The organism is Arthrobacter sp. B3I9 (assembly GCF_030816935.1).
Lineage (GTDB): Bacteria > Actinomycetota > Actinomycetes > Actinomycetales > Micrococcaceae > Arthrobacter.
On the sequence record NZ_JAUSYO010000001.1, the window covers coordinates 3,696,419 to 3,712,871 of the forward strand.

The window sequence follows — 16,453 nt, forward strand, 5'->3', positions numbered from 1 at the left end:
CCGGCGGCTGGATTCCGCCGGACGCAAAGGAACCCGCTGGTCCGGACTTGGGGGGTGTACGGACCAGCGGGTTCGACCAACTAGCATAGTTCAATCAGGCCCTCCCGTAAAATCCGCCCCGGAAGATCCTGCGCCAGCGCACGACCTATGCCGCCCGCCCACCGAGCCTGCAGGAAGCCGTAGATGCCCTTACCAGCCAAAGCGTTTCAACTCTGGCTTCATGGTGTTGCCCCGACGGCAACCACCGCGGACATCTGCAGGATTTCCGGCATCAAACGCACCACCCTTGCCCAGCAACTGGTGCGCGGCAAGGTGGCGGAAACCACGCTTGTCCGCATCTCCCGCGCCCTGGGGCTCAGTCCCCTGGCGGCCCTGGGTTCCTTTCCGAACTTCGCGGAACTCGCCGACGAACAGCAACCGCCCACTGCCGCCGAACTCGTCAGCCAGATTGCCACGGTGGACCTGCTGCGCGCGGTCATCGAGCGTTCCTCCCCTGCGCACGGCGGCGGGGACGGGCTGTCCGCCCTCATCCCCGCCCCGCATGGGACCTCGGTCCGCAACTGGGTGGACGCGATCGACGACGGCGAGCTGCGGCACCGGGTGTCGCAAGCCACCAGGGTGGCGCCCCAGAACTTCTCGGCGCAGCTGACGGCAAACCGGCTTTCACCGGAGCTGGCCGTCGCCACCGCCCGAGCGGCCGGAGTGGGATCCACCGGCGGGCTCGTCGCCACCGGCCTCATCACCGAGGAAGAGGCCGGCTGGGCGCCGGACGCGAAGCAGTCAGCCTTGGCTGCACTGTCGGATGGAGAGCTCACGGCACTCGCAGGGGAACGGTTGCAGGCATTGGGAAAGGCCCTCCGGCGCCAGGAGCACGAACAGGCACAAACAGACAAGATTTGGGAGAACCTCGGATGATTGCCGTGCTGCAATGGACAACGCTGGCACTTTGTGCCGTCGTGGCCATCGCCCGCATCCCGAGCGCCCTGCGGGGCCAGAACCGGTCCGTCTTCGGCCTCTTCGTACTGGCAACCATCGCCATTCTCCTGAGCATCGACCTCCCCTATAGGGTGGTGGATTCGTGGCTCGGCGCCGAGAACTACGCGAACCTGATCCTGCGCTTCGTTGTTTACAGCACGGTGCTCCTCGCCGGCTACCGGATAGCCAAGGCCTTCGACGCCCCGGAGAGCATCCGCCTCGTCGTCGGTCCGCTCGGTCTTGGTGTCCTGTGCGCCGTCGGTATCGCAACCGTGGCACTTTTCCTGTTGGCGGACACTACAGGCACTGCGACGGGGCTGAACTCTCTTCCGTCAAGGAGCCCCGAGAATGCGGCCCTCATTGAAGGGTATGCGGCAGCAGGTCGCCTGTATCCGTCCTTTGTGGCAGTCTGCGTCCTTCCCGCCACGTGCCGGGCCGTCAGCCAGAGACTGCCCAAAGCCATCCGCCTGGCAGCATTGCTGCTGACCGTGGCGTTCGCAACCCTGGCTTTGGGGTCGCTCTATCCGCTGATCCCCCGGGAAGCTGGCTTTGTAAAGTACGTCATCAACTACACCTCGGCGCTGTGCTTCACGGTTGGACTGACGTTGGTCTGGGTGTCCAGCCTCATGGCCAACCGGGTGCGCCGCTAAGGTGATCAGATGGGCGACGGGCCGGCGGGGCATATCGATGGCCGGGAACGACAGTGGCGGAACGAATTTAAAGCAGCAGACTGACTTCGAGGGAAAGGATTCTGAGTTGGGCGGGCGACCGATGTGGGCGAGCTGGGGACGATGATAGCCCTTGAATGGGCCACGCTCGTCGTGTGCTGCACGGTTCTCTTGCTCCGCGTCCCGGATGCCGTGAGGGGCCGAAACCGGACCGTTTTCGGTATCCTGCTGCTGGCCACGCTGTGCAGTCTGCTGGCCGTTTCGGGGCCCTACGAAGCTATCGACCGGGCCCTCGGCGGCTGGAACGTCACCAATCTGGTCCTGCGGTACCTGGTGTTCGCCACGGTCCTGCTGATCGGCCTCCGGGTCACCAAAGGCCTCGGAGCGGAGCGGGGATACCGTTTCATCGCAGGCAGGCCGGGGCGGTGGGCCCTCGGAATCAGCTGCCTCGCAATTGGCATAATCTTCTTCCTCATGGACACCCGGGGCTCGTCCGCCGGTCTGGAAGGGCTCTCGGGCGACGGGCGCAATGCTGTCCTCGGTCCGCTGTACGCCGCCGCCGGACGCAGCTATCCGGCGTTCGTCTCCGTCATCCTGGTGCCACCCCTGCTGGACGCCATCCGAAGCCGGCTGCCGCCGCTTGTACGTGCCGGCGCGCTCGCGACCCTTCTCGGCGCCGTCGCCGTGGTGCTCAGCGTTCCGGCGTGCTTCGCCCCGCCCCGGTTTGCCCTAGGGCAGCACCTGGCCAATTATTCAGCGGTCCTGGGGTATGTCGTAGGCCTCGCACTGTTCTGGTTCGCCGGCCTGATTGCCCAGCCGCGGGGTCACACGCGCGCAACATTCCGGTAGAAGTTCTGGCAACCATTCACAAAATCATTAGACCGTGAGAGAATCATGAATGTGTGAAAGCGACGAAAGCTTCGTGAACGGAAGTAAGCCGTGCGGGGCCGAAGAAGTCGTCCGAGCGCCATTGGGGGGATGAGTGGTAGCGGTCCAATCTGGACCGCTCCCACTCAGCCTGTTTAACACCCTTTTTGGCGCTCAGCGGACAAACCGCAAGGTCACCAGCTGGAAGGGCCTGAGCACCAGCTCCGCCGAATTCCGGCCCGCAGTCACACCAGGGGCGTCCACCGGACGCTCCAACAGATCGACGGTGTAGGCACCCGTCACCTCGAAGTTGGCCGTCACCAGACCGGCCGAACGCTCGCCGAGGGATTCGTACACGCGCACCACCACGTCCCCGGAACCATCCTCTGCGAGCTTGACCGCCTCGATCACTAGAGCCGGGTTGGACATGGTAAACAGCGGTTCGATTCCGTGGGCTCCCTTGGCAATCCGCGGTGCAAGGTTGGTGCGGTAGCCCTCTTCGACGGCGTCGGCGATGCTGGCACCGGGCCTGATCGTCACCCCCAGCTCGTGCCGGCCGCGGTCCGCGCCCGGGTCGGGGAACTTCGGCGCCCGGAGCAGCGAAAGGCGCACGGTGGTGGTGGTCCCTCCGTCGTCACGGACATCCCGGGTGACGTCATGGCCATAGGTGGAGGTGTTCGAAACGGCGACGCCGTACCCGGGCTCGCCAACATGGATCCAGCGGTGCGCGCAGATTTCGAACTTGGCCGCTGCCCACGAGGTATTGACGTGGGTGTCGCGGAAAACGTGTCCGAACTGCGTCTCCGCGGCTGACCGGTCCGCGCGGACATCGAGGGCAAAGCCAAGCTTGAGGAGTTTCTCCCTCTCCTGCCAGTCGACCGTCGTCGTGATCGACAGGGAATCGGCGCCCGGGGACAGCGAGATGCGCTGGGTCACCGGCGAGGCCCCGGCCAGCCGCTCCACCACGACGACGGCGTCCGTGCTTTCCCCTCCGGGATCGCTTTCCAGCGTGACCGAGTGCGCCTCTGTCAGCGCGAGGACATTGCGGCGGTAGAAGGAATCAATGTCCCAGGCGTCCCAGGCGTTGGGCGTGTCCCGGTGCAGCTCCAGCAGGTTTCCGAAGTGCCCGGGCGCGATCGCCTCCCGGCCGCTGGCGTAGTCCGTCAGGGACGCCAGCAATCCGTCGGGGCTGACCACGGCCCGGATCAGCCCGTTGTCCAGGACGTATCCGCCCCCGGCTTCGGTCACGCGCACCGGCTGGCCGGGGCGGACCGGTTCGGCCCCGGCCAGGGCCGGGACACCATGCCTCCCGTGCGGCGCCGCATTGAGCAGGAAGTCCCGCTCGCCGGCGCCGAGCACCTCAGCGGCGGCACCGGAGATAATCACCTCGAGATGGTCGGCGACGGCGGCATAGTTGCGTTCGGCGTCCTGGTGGACCCAGGCGATGGCGCTGCCGGGGAGGATGTCATGGAACTGCTGCAGCAGGACCAGCCGCCAGAGGCGTTTGAGCTCCTCCGCCGGGTACCGGTACCCGGTGCGGACCGTAGCCGTGGCGCACCAGAGCTCCGCCTCCCGCAGCAGGTGTTCGCTGCGCCGGTTGCCACGTTTGGTGTTGGCCTGGCTCGTGTAGGTGCCGCGGTGGAGTTCCAGATACATTTCCCCCACCCAGACGGGGAGCGGATCGTACTCGGCCTGGGCCCGGGCGAAGAAGTTGGCTGCGGAACCGAGCTGCACCTTCGGGGATCCTTCAAGGTCCGCCGTGCGGAGCGCCGCCGCCAGCATCTCCCGCGTGGGGCCGCCGCCGCCGTCGCCGTAGCCGAACGGGACCAGCGACATGGTGCCGCGGCCGTGGTCGCGGTAGTTCCGTTCAGCGTGGGCGAGTTCGCGGCCGCTGAGTTCGGAGCTGTAGCTGTCCACCGGAGGGAAGTGGGTGAACAGCCGGGTGCCGTCTATCCCCTCCCAGTTGAAGGTGTGGTGGGGCATCCTGTTGACCTGGTTCCAGGAGATCTTCTGGGTCAGGAACCACTTGGTGCCGGCGGCCTTGACGATCTGCGGGAGGGCCCCGGAGTAGCCGAAGGAGTCCGGCAGCCACGCTTCCTGGCATTCCACGCCGAATTCGTCCAGGAAGAAGCTCTTGCCTTCCAGAAACTGGCGGGCCAGAGCCTCACCGCCGGGCATGTTGGTGTCCGACTCAACCCACATGCCGCCCACGGGAACGAATTGGCCCGATTTGGCCTTTTCCCGGATGCGGCCGAACAGCTCCGGATAGTATTCCTTGATCCAGGCCAGCTGCTGGGCCGAGGAGCAGGAAAATACGAACTCGGGGTTCTCGTCCATGAGGGCGACCACATTCGAGAACGTCCGGGCGCACTTGCGGACGGTTTCCCGCACCGGCCACAACCAGGCGGAGTCGATATGGGCATGCCCGGTGGCCACGAGCCGGTGCGCGGAGGCGTTGGCGGGTCCGGCCAGGACACCGGCGAGCGCGGCGCGGCCGGCGGCAGCGGTTCCGGGGACGTCGTCGGGATCCAGGACGTCCAGCATGCGCTCGAGTGCCCGCAGTATCTCGTGGCGCCGCGGCTGGTCCCTGGGCAGCTCGTGCATGAGGCCGCTCAGCGTCCAGATGTCCTGCTGCAGCTCCCAGACGGTCTGGTTCAGCTCAGCGATGAAGATCTGGCCCAGCCGGTAGATCGGCGCCGTGCCCGATGTCGCTTTGTCCCCGAAAGGGGTTGCCGCGAAGGTCCATCCTTGCGAGAGGTCCGGGTTTGCGGCTGCCTCGACATAGAAATCGACGGACATGCCGCTGCCGAGAAGCTTCAGCGGGATGTACTGGCTCCTCGGGGAGACCGCCTTGATGATGCTGCCGTCGGGCCGCCAGGCGATGCCCTCACACTGGAATCCCGGAAGGTCCGTGCCGAACCCGAGATCCACGACGACCTCCACCGCGGTGTCCGGCGTGGTTCCCCAGGAATCCGGCACCTCCCCCTGAATCCGGAACCAGGTGGTGCTCCAGGGCCGGCCCCACGGCGCGCCGTGTTCCTGCGGAGCGAAGTCCTGCTGGAGAGCCTCCATGACCGGAACCGGTTCGTCGGGCACCTCCCAGCTGCTCAGCTCGAGCGGGGCGCTGCGCGGGTAAACGGCCGGAATGATGCGCTCGCGCAGAAAGCGGTCCAGCCGGACTTCCGTGAGACGGCGGTCATCGTGCAAGGTGTTCCTCTTAGCGCCGGAATGGATAAAGCCGGAGTGGGTCCAATCAATGGATAAAACCTACTCCGCGCTTCGGCATCCAGCCAAGGCCGCTGCTACGTCACCGGGGCCGGGACTGAGATCCGGCCGCGTCCCGCATATACGTTGAGTGATGTGCCGCGGCTGAACCCGGCGAGAGTCATTCCGCTCGCCTCGGCGAGTTCGACGGCGAGGCTCGATGGCGCGCTGACGGCCGTCAGCACGGGGATGCCGGCCAGGGACGCTTTCTGCACGAGTTCGAACGAGGCCCGGCCGGAGACCTGCAGTACGGTCCCGCTCAGGGGCAGCAGCCCCTCACGCAGCGCCCAGCCGACCACCTTATCCACCGCGTTGTGGCGGCCTACATCCTCGCGCAGGCACAGCAGTTCGGCAGAGCCGTCGTCGGCAATCCGGAACAGCCCCGCGGCGTGCACGCCGCCGGTCACCTCGAACACGGACTGGGCTTCCCGGAGCGCGTCCGGCAAGGACGCGAGGACCTCCACCGGGACCGTGAGCGGGTCCGTCGCAGGACTGAAGTGTGATGACTTGTGGACCGCCTCGATGGAATCCGTGCCGCAGATGCCGCAGGAACTGGACGTGTAGACGTTCCGTCCGGTATCGGGCAGCACGACGTCGGGGCGCAGCTGTGCCTCCACGACGTTGAACGTCTGGACCCCGTTCTCGTCCTCTCCGGCGCAGAACCGGAGGGACACCAGCTGGTCAGGGCTCCAGATCACCCCCTCGGAAACGAGGAAACCGGCAACCAGGTCAAAGTCGTTTCCCGGCGTCCGCATGGTGACGGAGTAGGAAAGTTGCCCCAGGCCGGATCTCCAGCGGCTCCTCCACTGCCAGAACGTCCTCCCGGTACCGGACCGGGAACTCAAGGGCCTGCGGCGAGCCGTCCAGGACAATCTTGTGCACCTTGCGGCGCTGCGTCACACGACCCATCAGAAACTCCTTAGCAACATGCAATCATCATGCCAAGCAACGGCCGGTGGTGCCAGCGCCAGCCACAGCCAGCAGGGTTCAGTCGAACAGGGCGCTCCAGTCGACCGGGCCGCCCGTGCCCGCAGGCTTCCGGGCCGGACGTTTGGGAGCGGCCTTGGGCTTCGACGCAGGGCTCCCCGGTTCCGGGATCGGCGAACCCCACGGCAAGGCGAAGGCAGGGACCAGCTCCCCCAGCTGGACGCCGTGGGGCGGCACCACCAGCACGCCCTCGGCTGCCGACAGCCCCCTCATCATGCCCGGTCCGGTGTGTTGTGCCGGCGATGCCATCCCGTACAGCAGCCTGAAGGGCATCAGCCTGGTCCTTCCAGGGTCGGGCTCGATCGTCGAACCGCAGGGGACCTCCACCACCGGTGGGATTGGTCCGTGGCCGAGTGCGGCCAGGAGCGGTCCCGCCAAGGTGGAAAGAGCCATCATCGCTGCCAGCGGATTACCGGGCAGGCCAACGATGAAGCGTCCGTCGGGCAGTTCCGCCAGCACAGCCGGATGGCCCGGCCGCATCGCGATGCCGTCGACCAGGAGCCGGCCGCCGAGTTCGTCGACGGCGCGCCGCAGGTGGTCGGTTCCGGAACGGCCGGTGCCCCCGGTGGTGATGACGACGTCGGCAGGCAGAGTCCCGACGTCGGCCTCCTCCTCCGCGGCAGCCTCAGGACCAGCCGGTTCCTGGTCCTCGAGGGCGGCCAGCCACTCGCGGTAGCTGTCGCCGATCTTGACCGCGCCGCTGCAGATGCCGCCGAGCATCTCCACCACACCGGCGAGTTGCGGGCCGAAGGTGTCACGGACCTTGCCCGGTTCCGGCACTCCTGCCGGAACAACCTCCGAACCGGTAAACACCAGCCGGACCACGGGCTTGCCCAGGACGGGGAGCACGTCGTGGCCGGCGAGGGCCGCCAGGGCCAGATGGGCGGGATTGAGCAGCGTGCCGGACTTCACCAGCAGCTCCCCCGCGCCCGCTTCCTCCCCGGCCTTGCGGATGTGCTCCCCGTTCCGGGGCTCACCGGGCTTGGCGGCACCGCTGGTCCGCAGCACCGGCAGGCCGTCCTCATCGGGTTCGATGCTGCCGCTCTCGCTGCGGAGCACCGCTTTGGCCCCGGGCGGGATCAAACCGCCGGTAACGATCGGGCTCGCCTGGTGCGGAGCCAGCCGCTGGCCGGGTTCGGCCAGGATCCAGGGGCCGCTGCCGTTGACAGCCCAGCCGTCCATCGCCGAAGACGCGTAGTGCGGGATGTCCTGCAGCGCTTCGACGTCGGCGGCGAGGACCCGCCCCAAAGCGTTCCGCAGCGGCACCGGCGCGGCGGGAATCGGCGCGGCGCAATGGAACGCGAGTTCCCGGGCCTCCTGCCACGTGTGGGCCAGGTGCCGGTGCGTTGCATCGGGTCCGGCCGCGGCGCCCTTGTTCTCGCCCGCGGCATGCTCCGCTGCCGCCTTCTCCGCTGCCACATTCTCCGCTGTGGCGTGCTCCTGTACGGATTCCTCCCATGTGGCTTGCTCGGCTGTCGCATTCTCCCCGGTGTCCGGTATTCCACCGGGCGCCGGATTGCCTCCGGCGGCTGGAGCGCCACCGGAAGGGGGCGCAGGCGTCATGCCTCGGGGGCTTCGGCGGAGGCGTAACCTTGGGCAAGTTTCCGGGCGACGCCCATCGCGGCCTGCATCGATGCGGTGTCAGGGGTCTGCCCGGCCCCGGAGGCCAGGCCGGCCGCGAGGCCGGCGATGAAAGTCGTCAAGGGGGCGGCAGGGCGCACTACGGCATGCGCCGCTACGCCCGCAAGGGCCAGGACTTCGTTGACGTCGACCTCGACCTCTTCCAGTTCGAAGGCCTGGAGCAGTGCGCGGCACCAGTCTTCCAGAGTTTCATCCTGGCTCTTCACCGTTTTCCTCCAAGGTCGCGATCAGTTCCTTCAGCTCCGGGCGGCTCCTCAGGTACAGCTGCCGGAGGGCGGCCGGAGACACCCAGCGCGGCGGCGTCGTCCCAGGTGTCGACGTCGTCTGTCGAACCCGGGGGAACACGAAGTCCCCGTACGTCAAGACTAGCAAGGAGGGCGAATACAGAGGCGTTTGCCAGTGCGCCCCGCCGGGCGGCGTCTGCAATCGAGCGTTGTAGCGCAGCCGTGCCATAAAAGCCGGCGAGGGGCTGCCGTCGCCCGTCCGCTGAGACCGCGAGGACGCCATCCCCCTCCACCCCGGCAGCAAGTGACTCGCGCATGGCGGTGACTGCGGCAGCGGCCCTGGGCATGTCGCAGGCCAGCACCAGGGTCAACGGGGGAACGGTCCGCGCCGGGCGGGCGGCCTCGCGGTGGGCTTCGAGGGCAGCCATCCCGGCGGCAAGGGCGGCCGCCGGGCCGGCGAACGGAGGTTCTTCCCGGCACTTCAGCACCCCTGCCGGAAGCGGTCCGGGGTCCGGTCCGACCACGACCACGCTCCCCGCTCCGCGTGCGGCCCGCAGCGTCAGTTCAAGGAGGGTCCGGCCGCCGGAGACCAGGCGCGACTTAGGTGTGCCGCCCAACCGGGAGGACCGCCCACCGGCGAGAATGACAGCATCGAATTCCACCCGCCCAGCCTAGCGCGCCGTCACTGAGATCCCATCGGCGAGACAACCGGCGCGAGACGTCATGCACTCGTGAAAGGTTGGACGCTGACACCAGCGGGCAGGTCAGGCGGCGGATTCCGGCAGCAGGAAAGGGTCCCAGTCAGGGGCGGGCTTTTCCAGTTCCTTGATCTGCCAGACCGTACCCTTTGGCGGGCCCGGCGCGAAGCCGAGCTTCCACCCCATCTCCGCAGGGGTGTGATCACCCTTGGCGTTGTTGCACCGGAGGCACGCGGCCACCAGGTTCTCCCAGGAATCGGCGCCGCCCCTGGACTTGGGCTGGACATGGTCAATGGTGTGGGCGGCTTTGCCGCAGTACGCGCAGCGTTGCCCGTCCCGGCGAAGCACCCCCCGCCGGCTGACCGCCGTAATGGTGTTATACCGGGGCCGGATGTACCGATTCAGCAGAATCACCGACGGCCGGCCAAGGATGTCCTGTGGCCCGACGACGGGGTCGTCGCCTTCGGCCACCACGCTGGCCTTTCCGGTAAGCACAAGAACGAGCGCCCGGCGGAAGGTGACTACCGCGAGCGGTTCATATCCAGCATTCAGAACGAGTGTGCGCATCCGCATACCTCTTCACGGCCGCACCCGCCAGGGGCACGAGGGCCGGCTGCCCTCTGCATGGTCGGGCTATGGATCGACACCACAAGAGTAAACACCGAAAGGCCAGATCACCGAATTTTTGTCCGTGGCAAACTTCGTGTCCGCCGGAAAAGAACCCCATGCCGGCCGGAAAAGACCGGGGGAAAAGCAAGGAGGACCCCCGCCATAAGGCGGAGGTCCTCCGGATGCTGACGAGCGGTGCTTAGCCGCCGACGCGGATGAAGACAGGGCCGGAGCCGACGTTGGCGCTGTACAGTGCGGTGGTTCCGCCGTTCCAGCCGCCGTGCACGGCCATGCCGTTGCCGACGTAGACGGCGATGTGGGCCATGCCGACGCCACCGTTCTGGTAGTAGGCAAGGTCGCCGGGGAGAGCTTCAGCAGCGCTCACCGTGCGGCCGAGGGACAGGTATCCGGCCGGCCAGCCGTGGAAGTTGATGCCCGCTGCGGCCAGTGACTTCGTGGCCAGCGCGGTGCAGTCCTGCGACACGCCGAGCTGGGCGTACGCTGCGGCAGCGATGGTTGCTCCCCTGCCGCTGGCGACGGACAGACCCTGCGTGCTTGCCGAGGTGCCGGCGGCAGCCTGCGTGGCAGCGGCGGCCCGGGTGCCCGCAGCGGCGGGGGTGCCAGCGGCGGCCGGGGTGCCCGCAGCGGCGGGGGTGCTAGCGGCAGCCGGGGTGCCGGCGTCGGAGTTCCGGACCTCCACGGCCGGCTTCGGGGCCTCGACGACAGGAGCCGGCGAGGTGGAAACGGCAGGCTTCTCATAGGAAATCGCAATGGTGGAAGCGGCCGAAATGGTGGCCGGCGCACCGGACTGCACCTCGAAGGCGGAAGCGGAGGTGGACTCGCGCTGAACGTTGATTTCGGCGGCGTTGGCTGCAATGCCGCTGGTCAGTACGAGACCGGAAGCGGCAGCTACGACGGCGGCCTGGCGGCCCATGGTGCCAGCGTTGTCGCCGACGGCCTTAGCAATGACAGCAAGCGACCTGGTCTCGGTGACCTCGGCGCGGTGCCGTGCAGAGTGTGCACGAGTAGTCATTAAGTTCTCTCTTTCGTGTTCCTTGGACCGCGCTTTTTAGGCGCGGAGTAAGGACGCTCCGGCATCTTGGGGGTACGCCGGATCGCCCCGAAAAATGGGTTACTTAGCGAAGGGTGTACTGCGAAGACGCGCCAAAAGCGGTAGCTGCGCGCAGGTGCGATGCCTGCAGGCCGGACTCGGCAGAGATTGAGTCGGCGGAGTGAGATCCATTCCGGGCGCCGGCAAGGGCAGCACGGGACATGGATTTCAGCGGGCTCAACAGAGCCGCGCCAGCGCGGTGACGCGCAGCATTATGGCGTGAAGACACGAAAGTAGCCTCTCCCAATGCCTACGAGGTGAGCTGTCGGATTCGGATGGGAGTCACCCGGCCGCGCTGCTCCCTGGGAAGCTTTGCGACTTAACCCCTAGGTCTTCTCGCGAAGACCGAAATTGGTTCCCCCGCCCCTGCCAGACGATGTCATGCGAACGGACCTTGAGCGGTGGCAGAGTTAGGCAATCCACTCAAGAGCGCCAACTTCGGAGAAGTTGGCGTGCTTCAAACGATACAGCAGTACTGATGAAATGTCACATTCAGATCACGGCGGGTTCCCAAAAGGCGAGAGTCGCCCATCGCTATTAGAGCCAGCCGGTGGGGTCAACGACGTCGCCGTTGACCATTACTTCAAAGTGCAGGTGGCAGCCGGTGGACGCGCCCGTGGTTCCGCTCATCGCGATGACATCGCCGCGGGAGACCTTTTGTCCGACCTTCACGCTGGAGGAGGACAGGTGGTTGTAGGTGGTCTCCAGGCCGTTGCCGTGGTCGATCACCACACGGTTGCCGCCGCCGTACGGGTGCCAACCCGTGAAGGTAACTGTTCCGCTGGCCGCGGCACGGACAGCCGTACCGCATTGCGCAGCGTAGTCCTGGCCCCGGTGGAACTCGCCTTGGCCGCCGGTGATGGGACTCACCCGGAAACCGAACGGCGAGGCCGTTTCCATCTTCTCCAGGGGCGCACCAAGGGTGCCGGAAGAAGCAGCGCGGGTGATGGTTCCCACGGACTGTGCGCTCAGCAGCTGCTTCAGCTTTCCGTCGGGGTCACCCTGGGTGCTCACGGCGGTGCGGCTGAAGTCGATCTTGGTGGAGGCGGCGGTCACGGCAGGCTGTGAAGCAGCGGCGACGGCGACAGCGGCTGTGTCGCTGGCCATGACCGGCCCGGTGGCGGGCACTGTGACCGTCAAGACCAGCCCGGTAGCGGCAAGGGCGATGCCGGCACGCTGCCCGAAGCCGCTGGCGGCGGCAAAGTCCGTCACCTGGCGAAACGTGCTCCGGCGGCCGCGGCGCTCATCGCGGTGCGCATCACGCGGGCGGTCTGCCTGAACGGCGACGGCCGGGCGCGGCTCAGGAGCGGGGCCGAAGGCGCGGCGGCGGCCCGGGGTGGTCTGGGTGGTCAAGAATGGTTCCTCTCTGGACGGCCTGCGGAGTTAGCTGTCGGATTCGGGCCAAAGATCAAAGACCCGGTCCGCCGTAAACAGGCGTCCAGACACAGGGGAATCGCAAAATCCCACGGTGGAGTGCGCCTGCCGCTGGCGGACTTCACCCCGAGGCTGCTCTATAGCAGCCGGAATTGGTTCCCCCGCCTCTGCCAGAAGGTGACTCGACTTCTGATCCGCTGGCAGAGCTCGGCTGCGGATCAGGTAACGGTTTGGTATCGTACTGCAGATTAACTATAGGCGATTAATCCCGCTCAGTAATAATCCCGTTATCTCCTTGTGGACATCCCAGGGGTCAGGCCGCAAGTGCTGGTGTGGACGGGCTCAGCCGACCGTAACGAAGACGTGGGCCGCGACCTCCGGCGGCAGCTCGAGCGCACCTTCGAAGTCCGGCACGCGGACTGAAATGTACTCCCCCACGCGTTCCAAGGACACGAGTGCCCCGGGCCGGATGCCGCCTTCATCCAGCTGGACGAGCAGTTCCGGCTCGACCTGGATGGGTTCGGCCAGGCGGTTCACGGTGATCCGGGACCCGGCGCCGTAGCCGGTCATGGCTTCAAGCAGGTTCACGACGCCGTCGGCGAAGGGCTGGGAGGGCAGGCCGCCCAGTTCCGCGAGACCGGGAATCGGATTTCCATACGGGGAAACGGTCGGGTGATCGAGCATCTCGAAGATGCGCCGTTCCACACGCTCGCTCATCACGTGTTCCCAGCGGCAGGCCTCCTCGTGGACATACGCCCAATCAAGGCCGATGACGTCGGCCAGGAGCCGCTCGGCGAGGCGGTGCTTGCGCATAACCTCGATGGCACGTTTCCGGCCGGTCTCGGTCAGTTCAAGGTGCCGGTCGCCGGACACCACCACAAGGCCGTCGCGCTCCATGCGGCCGACAGTCTGCGACACCGTGGGGCCGGAGTGGCGCAACCGTTCTGCGATGCGGGCACGGAGGGCGACGATGTTCTCTTCTTCAAGTTCCAGGATGGTCCGAAGATACATCTCGGTTGTATCGATCAGATCCGTCATTCAGCTCAGCTCCTCGAGCGCCGTCCTTGCGTCATTCCCACCGTACCGTGTGCCGATGTCTGCGGCTTGCCTCGGCGGGATCCGCCCGTACGTTCGCAATCCAGCTTAGCCTTTTTTGAATTACTCCGGATAATTCGGCCGGCCCAGCCGACGGCTGCCGCGGCGCCCATCCGTCTCAGTGACCGGACTATGACGGATCTTTTTCCCGTCCCTACGGGGCGGTCAGGCAGAATGAAAAGGAGGCTTCGTCGCAGCCACCGCTGCCGGGCCGCCCCCAAGCCACGCTTTGTACCAGCCGAAAATTGGAGCCCCTGTGAGCCACACCAGCGTCACGATTCCCGCAAACCTCCTCCCGAAGGACGGCCGGTTCGGCGCCGGGCCGTCGAAGGTGCGTCCGGAGCAGATGGACGCCCTCGCGGCCGCCTCGGCAACACTGCTGGGAACCTCCCACCGCCAGGCTCCGGTCAAGAACCTTGTGGGCTCGGTCCGGAACGGTCTCAGCGAGTTCTTTCGAGCCCCCGAAGGCTATGAGGTAGTCCTGGGGGTCGGCGGCTCCACCGCATTCTGGGACATCGCCAGCTTCGGCCTGGTGGAGAGCAAGGCCCAGCACCTGTCTTTCGGCGAATTCGGCTCGAAGTTTGCCTCCGCCACTAACAAGGCGCCGTTCCTGGCGGAATCCTCCATCATCAAGTCCGAGCCCGGCACCCGCCCCACAGCACGGGCGGAGGCCGGCGTCGACGTCTACGCGTGGCCCCAGAACGAGACGTCAACGGGCGTGGCGGCCCCGGTCCGGCGCGTGGCCGGCGCCGAGGACGGCGCCCTCGTGCTCGTGGACGCCACCTCAGCTGCGGGCGGCCTGGACGTGGACGTTGCCGAAGCGGACGTGTACTACTTCGCGCCGCAGAAGAACTTCGCTTCCGACGGCGGCCTGTGGCTTGGCTTGTTCTCCCCAGCCGCCTTGGAGCGCGCGGCCCGGATCAAGGCCAGCGACCGCTGGATCCCGGACTTCCTGGACCTGCAGACGGCCATCGACAACTCGCGCCTGAACCAGACCTACAACACCCCGGCGCTGGCGACGCTGGTGACGCTGGACGCCCAGGTACAGTGGCTCAACGCCAACGGGGGTCTGGACTTCGCCGCGGGCCGGACGGCCGACTCAGCGGGCCGGATCTACAGCTGGGCGGAAGCCTCGGACTACGCCACACCGTTCGTGCCAAATGCCGAGGACCGCTCCAACGTGATCGCCACAATCGACTTCGACGACTCAATTGACGCCGCCGCCGTCGCCAAGGTGCTGCGCGCCAACGGGATCGTGGACACCGAGCCTTACCGGAAGCTGGGACGCAACCAGCTCCGCATCGCCACCTTCGTCGCAATCGAACCGGACGACGTGTCGGCGTTGCTTGAGTGCATCGATTTCGTCGTCGCCGAGCTGAAGAAGTAGGCGCCCGTTCCGCTCACAGTACGGAAGCTTCAGCGTTCGACGGCGTCGTCCGGGTTTGATTCCCGGGCGGCGCCGCCCGCTTTAACCGCGGGGTCCTGGGCAGTCCGGCCCGCGGCGCGCGATTCCAGCCGGAAATGGTGCAGGCCCCGGGCCCGCCGGTCGAAGCGGATCCTCAGCTGGCGCGCACGGACAATCCACACCAGGCCGATCAGGGCCGCCAGGACGCCGGACGCGGCAGCGACGCCCATCGACCAGCGCGGCCCGGCGACGTTGGCCACCCAGCCGACCAGCGGCGCGCCGATGGGTGTCCCACCCATGAAGATCGCCATGTAAAGGGCCATCACCCGGCCCCGCATGACGGGGTCCGTCGTGCTTTGGACGTAGCCGTTTGCGCTCGTCATCATGGTGATCGCGAAAAGCCCCACCGGCACGAGCGCCACCCCGAACCAGAAATAGCTGGGGGTGAGGGCGGCAATGCCGGAGGTCACGCCGAACGCGCCGGCCGCCCCGAAGATGAACCGCAGCCTTGGCTTGCCGCGTCCGGCGGAGAGCAACGCCCCGGCCACGGAGCCGATGGCCATGATCGAATTCATCAGCCCGAAGGCACTCGCGTCCAGGCCGAACTCGGTGCCTACCATGGCGGCGATGAACAGCACGAAGTTAAGCCCCAGCGTCCCCACGATGAAGACCGCGACCAGCACCACAACGATGTCGGGCCGGAAGCGGACGTACCGCAGGCCCTCGCGGATACGGCCCTTGCCTGCCGCGGCCCGCGGCAGCTGGCGAAGCGAGGCGGCGGGAATCCTCCAGAGGCTCAGCAGCAGCGCCAGGAACGTGACGGTATTGATGAGGAAGACCCAGCCGGAGCCGACGGCGACCGTCAGGAATCCCGCCACCGCAGGTCCGATCATCCTCGCCACGTTAAAGGAGGCACTGTTGAGCGCCACGGCGTTGGGCAGGAAGTCGTCACGGACCAGTTCGGAGACAAAGGTCTGCCGCACGGGGGCGTCCAGTGCGGACACCACGCCAAGGAGCAAGGCGAAGCCGTAAACGTGCCAGAGCTGCGCGCCGCCAGAGAGCACGAGGACCCCGAGGCCCGTACTCAGCAAGGCCATGGCCGATTGTGTGAGGATCAGCAGCTGTTTGCGGTTGAAGCGGTCAGCCACCAGCCCGGCCACGGGCGCAAGGAAGAGTTGCGGGCCCAGCTGCAGCGCCATCGTGACGCCCATCGCTCCGGCGTCCTGCTCCGTGAGGCGGTCAAAGACCAGCCAGTCCTGGGCCGTGCGCTGCATCCAGGTCCCGATGTTGGAGATCAGGGCCCCGATGAACCAGATCCGGTAGTTCAGGATGTGCAGGGATTTGAAAGTGGACGTCATGCCCGGCCTTCACCCCCCGTTCTCCCGAAGTGTTCCAACCCCTAGTCAGCCTCTTCGTCCGGTAGCACCGGCTGGACAAAGCCGTCGACGTCGGCTTCTTCGTCGTCGTCGTGCTCGAGGTCGGCGTCGGGTTGGCCGGCGTTTGTAACTGCCGACTCGGCGTCGGCCGCGTCCGTG

Annotated in this window: 13 protein-coding genes, 1 pseudogene and 2 riboswitches; of the genes and pseudogenes, 4 read left to right on the plus strand and 10 right to left on the minus strand. The window is 66.9% G+C overall.

Annotated elements, in window-relative coordinates; genetic code table 11:
- The first annotated feature begins 183 nt into the window (after window positions 1-183).
- The 3 genes from QFZ65_RS17090 (at window position 184) to QFZ65_RS17100 (ending at window position 2,492) form a co-directional block, all read left to right on the plus strand.
- On the plus strand, window positions 184-915 hold the full coding sequence (locus QFZ65_RS17090; RefSeq protein ID WP_306911945.1) for a hypothetical protein: 732 nt from the start codon (window positions 184-186) through the stop codon (window positions 913-915).
- Complete coding sequence (locus tag QFZ65_RS17095) at window positions 912-1,625, plus strand: hypothetical protein (protein ID WP_306911946.1); 714 nt, start codon at window positions 912-914, stop codon at window positions 1,623-1,625. The genes QFZ65_RS17090 and QFZ65_RS17095 overlap by 4 nt, the downstream gene beginning before the upstream one ends.
- A gap of 141 nt (window positions 1,626-1,766) precedes the next feature.
- A complete protein-coding gene (locus QFZ65_RS17100) occupies window positions 1,767-2,492 on the plus strand; it encodes a hypothetical protein (RefSeq protein ID WP_306911947.1) in 726 nt (241 codons plus the stop codon).
- Window positions 2,493-2,684: 192 nt separating this feature from the next.
- Here QFZ65_RS17100 and QFZ65_RS17105 read toward each other — a convergent pair whose 3' ends face one another.
- The 9 genes and pseudogenes from QFZ65_RS17105 to QFZ65_RS17145 all read right to left on the minus strand — a co-directional run bounded on the left by QFZ65_RS17105 (window position 2,685) and on the right by QFZ65_RS17145 (window position 13,456).
- Window positions 2,685-5,717, minus strand: a complete 3,033-nt coding sequence (locus QFZ65_RS17105) for a glycoside hydrolase family 38 C-terminal domain-containing protein (protein ID WP_306911948.1) — start codon at window positions 5,715-5,717, stop codon at window positions 2,685-2,687.
- 95 nt (window positions 5,718-5,812) lie between these two features.
- Window positions 5,813-6,683, minus strand: a pseudogene (gene fdhD, locus QFZ65_RS17110) (formate dehydrogenase accessory sulfurtransferase FdhD).
- Between the two features lie 78 nt (window positions 6,684-6,761).
- Window positions 6,762-8,324 carry a molybdopterin molybdotransferase MoeA gene (locus QFZ65_RS17115; RefSeq protein ID WP_306911949.1) on the minus strand — a complete coding sequence of 521 codons (1,563 nt, stop codon included), beginning with the start codon at window positions 8,322-8,324 and terminating at the stop codon, window positions 6,762-6,764.
- Entirely contained in the window at window positions 8,321-8,608 is a 288-nt protein-coding gene (locus QFZ65_RS17120) for a DUF6457 domain-containing protein (RefSeq protein WP_306911950.1), read from the minus strand. The genes QFZ65_RS17115 and QFZ65_RS17120 overlap by 4 nt, the downstream gene beginning before the upstream one ends.
- On the minus strand, window positions 8,605-9,288 hold the full coding sequence (locus tag QFZ65_RS17125) for a molybdenum cofactor guanylyltransferase (RefSeq protein WP_306911951.1): 684 nt from the start codon (window positions 9,286-9,288) through the stop codon (window positions 8,605-8,607). The genes QFZ65_RS17120 and QFZ65_RS17125 overlap by 4 nt, the downstream gene beginning before the upstream one ends.
- A gap of 102 nt (window positions 9,289-9,390) precedes the next feature.
- Window positions 9,391-9,891: an HNH endonuclease gene (locus QFZ65_RS17130; protein WP_306911952.1), complete on the minus strand. Its 501-nt coding sequence runs from the start codon at window positions 9,889-9,891 to the stop codon at window positions 9,391-9,393.
- A 241-nt stretch (window positions 9,892-10,132) separates the two neighbouring features.
- Window positions 10,133-10,966 carry an NlpC/P60 family protein gene (locus QFZ65_RS17135; protein ID WP_306911953.1) on the minus strand — a complete coding sequence of 278 codons (834 nt, stop codon included), beginning with the start codon at window positions 10,964-10,966 and terminating at the stop codon, window positions 10,133-10,135.
- 311 nt (window positions 10,967-11,277) lie between these two features.
- A riboswitch (cyclic di-AMP (ydaO/yuaA leader) is annotated at window positions 11,278-11,471 on the minus strand.
- A 110-nt stretch (window positions 11,472-11,581) separates the two neighbouring features.
- Window positions 11,582-12,397 carry a M23 family metallopeptidase gene (locus tag QFZ65_RS17140; RefSeq protein WP_306911954.1) on the minus strand — a complete coding sequence of 272 codons (816 nt, stop codon included), beginning with the start codon at window positions 12,395-12,397 and terminating at the stop codon, window positions 11,582-11,584.
- Window positions 12,398-12,401: 4 nt separating this feature from the next.
- A riboswitch (cyclic di-AMP (ydaO/yuaA leader) is annotated at window positions 12,402-12,611 on the minus strand.
- A 149-nt stretch (window positions 12,612-12,760) separates the two neighbouring features.
- On the minus strand, window positions 12,761-13,456 hold the full coding sequence (locus QFZ65_RS17145) for a metal-dependent transcriptional regulator (protein WP_306911955.1): 696 nt from the start codon (window positions 13,454-13,456) through the stop codon (window positions 12,761-12,763).
- 313 nt (window positions 13,457-13,769) lie between these two features.
- Here QFZ65_RS17145 and serC point away from each other — a divergent pair, with 313 nt between their 5' ends.
- The gene (gene serC / locus QFZ65_RS17150; protein ID WP_306911956.1) at window positions 13,770-14,900 is read left to right on the plus strand and encodes a phosphoserine transaminase; all 1,131 of its coding nucleotides are present in this window, start codon (window positions 13,770-13,772) and stop codon (window positions 14,898-14,900) included.
- A 29-nt stretch (window positions 14,901-14,929) separates the two neighbouring features.
- Here the strand turns inward: serC and QFZ65_RS17155 are convergent, their stop codons facing one another.
- Complete coding sequence (locus tag QFZ65_RS17155) at window positions 14,930-16,276, minus strand: MFS transporter (protein WP_306911957.1); 1,347 nt, start codon at window positions 16,274-16,276, stop codon at window positions 14,930-14,932.
- Between the last annotated feature and the right edge of the window lie 177 nt (window positions 16,277-16,453).